Raw genomic sequence first — 2,865 nt, forward strand, 5'->3', positions numbered from 1 at the left:
GAGGCGAGCCGCCCTGCCGCCGCCCTCAGCTGTCGGCAGTCGTAGCCGACATCGCCGCCAGCACGGCGGCGGAATCTGCAACCCAGCCGAAGATGCCGCCCTGCGCCTTGATCATCGCCAGCCCCGCCTGCTGGAATTCGGGGAAATAGGAGCCCACGCAGTCTTCGAGCACGAGACAGTCGTAGCCGCGGTCGTTGGCTTCGCGCACGGTGGTGTTGACGCACACCTCGGTGGTCACGCCGGTCACGACGAGTTGCGAGATGGCGCGCTGCCGCAGCAGGTCCTGCAGGCCGGTGGCATAGAAGGCGCCCTTGCCGGGCTTGTCGATCACCGGCTCGCCGGCGGCGGGAGAGAGCTCGGGGATGATGTCGTGCCCGGGCTCGCCACGGATCAGAATGCGGCCCATCGGCCCGGCATCGCCGATGGTCTTGGCGCCGCGGCTGCGCCGCCGCTTGGCGGGCGGCAGATCGGCGAGGTCGGGGCGGTGGCCCTCGCGCGTGTGCACCACGAGCAGGCCGGCGGCCCGCCAGACGGCGAGCAGACGGCGGTTGGGCTCGATGGTGCGCCGCAACTGGGCGACGTCGTTGCCGAGCAGTTCGCCGAAGCCGCCCGGCTCCAGGAAGTCGCGCTGCATGTCGATGACGAGGAGGGCGCACTGCGTCGGGCGCAGGTCGAAGGGGACGGGCTGCGCCGGAATGCGCAGAATTTCATCTGGAGGCATCTGCAACTCCCTCGAGCGCGGAAAAGAACGCACATATTGTGCGCACGTAGCCGCCTCGGCACGCAAGAAGAAATCCCTGCATGCAAGAAGTGCTTATAAACTCAGCAGTAACCTGTTCGTGAAAGGCGCCCCAACATGGCAGTCGCCCTATTCATACTTGATGGGGGATAATTTGGGTGCGCTGTCCATTATTCATTCTGAATGTACATAGGTGAGATCGCGCGGATGGCGCCGTGCCGGTGATGCCCGGCGCCCCTCTCGCCGCCGCCGGATGATACCGTTGCGGCGAAAGGCTGACTCGTGCGCGATAGGGTCTTCCCCCGACGCGGGTTGAGGTGATTCGATTCCTCCTCGGCTGAGGAGGAGGGGCAGGATGGCTCTGGCGATCCGGGAGGACCTTTCGGCAGCGGAACTGCGGGCGTATGCGCGGCGGGCACCGACGCCGCGGGCGGCGTCGCGGGCATTGGCGATTGCCAACGCGCTGGAGGCGAGGAGCCGGGCGGAGGCGGCGCGACTGGCCGGGATGGAACGGCAGGCGCTGCGCGACGCCGTGGTGCGCTACAACGCCGACGGGCTGGCAGGGCTGGTGGACCGGCCGAAACCTGGCCGGCCGCCCCGCCTGTCCGAAGGCGAGGAAGCGGCGCTCGCGGCCGTTTTGCTGCGTGGCCCCGATCCCGAGCGGGATGGCCTTTCGGCCTATACGCGCGAGGACATTGCCGCGCTGATTGAGCAGCAGTTCGGCAAGCACTACCATCCGGCCAGCCTGAGCAAGGTATTGCGACGAATGGGGTTTTCGCACCAGAAGGCCCGTCCGGTTCATCCCAACGCCGACCTGAAGGCCCAGGCAGCGTGGAAAAAAGGGGGCTGCCGAGCGCCCTGAAGGCGATCGCCGCCGCCCATCCTGACAAGCGCATCGCGCTCTACTTCCAGGACGAAGCCCGGATCGGCCAGAAAGGCCGGGTCTGCCATTGCTGGTGGACGCGCGGCCTGCGGCCGCCGGGACGGATGGATCACCGTTACACGTTCGCCTACATCTTCGCGACCGTCGAACCCGCCACCGGCGCCGACTTCTGTCTCGTGCTGCCGGAGGTCTCGACGGTGGCCATGAACGAGTTTCTGCGCCGCTTCTCCGCGATCCTGCCTGCCGACGTGCACGTCGCCCTCGTCGTTGACGGGGCAGGCTGGCACATCAGCAGTGACCTGCAGGTGCCGGACAACATCACCCTTGTGCCGCTGCCGCCCTACTCGCCCGAACTCAACCCCATCGAGCGCGTCTGGCTCTACCTGCGTGAGCGGTTCCTCAGCTTCCGTCTGCACCCAGACTACGAGGCTATCCTTGATGCAGCCTGCAACGCATGGCGTCGCCTCACCCGTGAGCGCCTCCGCTCTCTCTGCGCTTTCCCGTGGCTGCCAAAGGTCAGTTCATAGACTCGACGGTATGACTGGTCCTTGTAAGCACCGCAGATTATGAAACGAATCGGCTGGAGCCTGTCGTAGCGCGCCGGTCGGATTGCGTGGATCGAATCGTCGCTGACCGCTGCCTATCGTTCCAGCTCGATCTCTGCCGTTCGCGGCACTCGTTCCGCAACAAGCGGACTGCCCGTCTCGTGGTCCTGTTCTGCTTCGCGTGCTGCGGCGTAGCCCCGGACGATCTGCTCGCGCTCGGCGATGGCGATCGCGCCCATGAGAAGCTGACGCGCCGCGTCCCGACCCTGGCCCCGTGCCAGGTCGTTCCAATCCGATCCGGGGTCATTTTCCGCGAAGGTCGGCAACAGGACATCCCCGTCGATCGCCGCGGCAGCCTCTTCCGCCTTCTCGCGGCCGACATTGGGCCTGCCCTCCGCCTCGCGGCGATGATCGTTGTCGGCGGCGATGTAGATCGCTCGCTCGGGATAGCGCTGCCGATAGGTCTGCGCGACCGGCACCAGGTTCCCGGCGTTGAAGGCGACGATCACCGGCAGGTCGGTCAGCTCGTGCAGCGTGGCCGCTGTGGCGTAGCCCTCGGCGATCAGCACCGCCCCCGAACGCTGCAGATCGCCGATGGCGAAGTGGCCGCCTTCCACACGGCCGCCCTCGTAGAACTGCTTGAACCCGTCCGGCCCGATGTGCTGGACGCTCCAGAGCTTGCCGTCGGCGTCCTGCAC

The 2,865-nt window shown here is 66.9% G+C and carries 4 protein-coding genes; 2 read left to right on the plus strand and 2 right to left on the minus strand.

Annotation, left to right across the window (positions count from 1 at the left end; genetic code table 11):
- Positions 1 to 25: 25 nt before the first annotated feature.
- A complete protein-coding gene (locus tag AC1P6P_RS09930) occupies positions 26 to 721 on the minus strand; it encodes a cysteine hydrolase family protein (protein WP_481402283.1) in 696 nt (231 codons plus the stop codon).
- A gap of 373 nt (positions 722 to 1,094) precedes the next feature.
- On the opposite strand from AC1P6P_RS09930, the gene AC1P6P_RS09935 reads away from it, so the two are divergent.
- A complete protein-coding gene (locus tag AC1P6P_RS09935) occupies positions 1,095 to 1,601 on the plus strand; it encodes a winged helix-turn-helix domain-containing protein (RefSeq protein WP_481402284.1) in 507 nt (168 codons plus the stop codon).
- Positions 1,571 to 2,149, plus strand: a complete 579-nt coding sequence (locus AC1P6P_RS09940; RefSeq protein ID WP_481402285.1) for an IS630 family transposase — start codon at positions 1,571 to 1,573, stop codon at positions 2,147 to 2,149. Before AC1P6P_RS09935 ends, AC1P6P_RS09940 begins: the two co-directional genes overlap by 31 nt.
- A 113-nt stretch (positions 2,150 to 2,262) precedes the next feature.
- On the opposite strand, the gene AC1P6P_RS09945 is transcribed toward AC1P6P_RS09940, so the two are convergent.
- Positions 2,263 to 2,865: toprim domain-containing protein (locus AC1P6P_RS09945; RefSeq protein ID WP_481402286.1), on the minus strand; the 603-nt coding region annotated here is incomplete at its 5' end.

It is taken from the genome of Rhizomicrobium sp. (assembly GCF_056722145.1).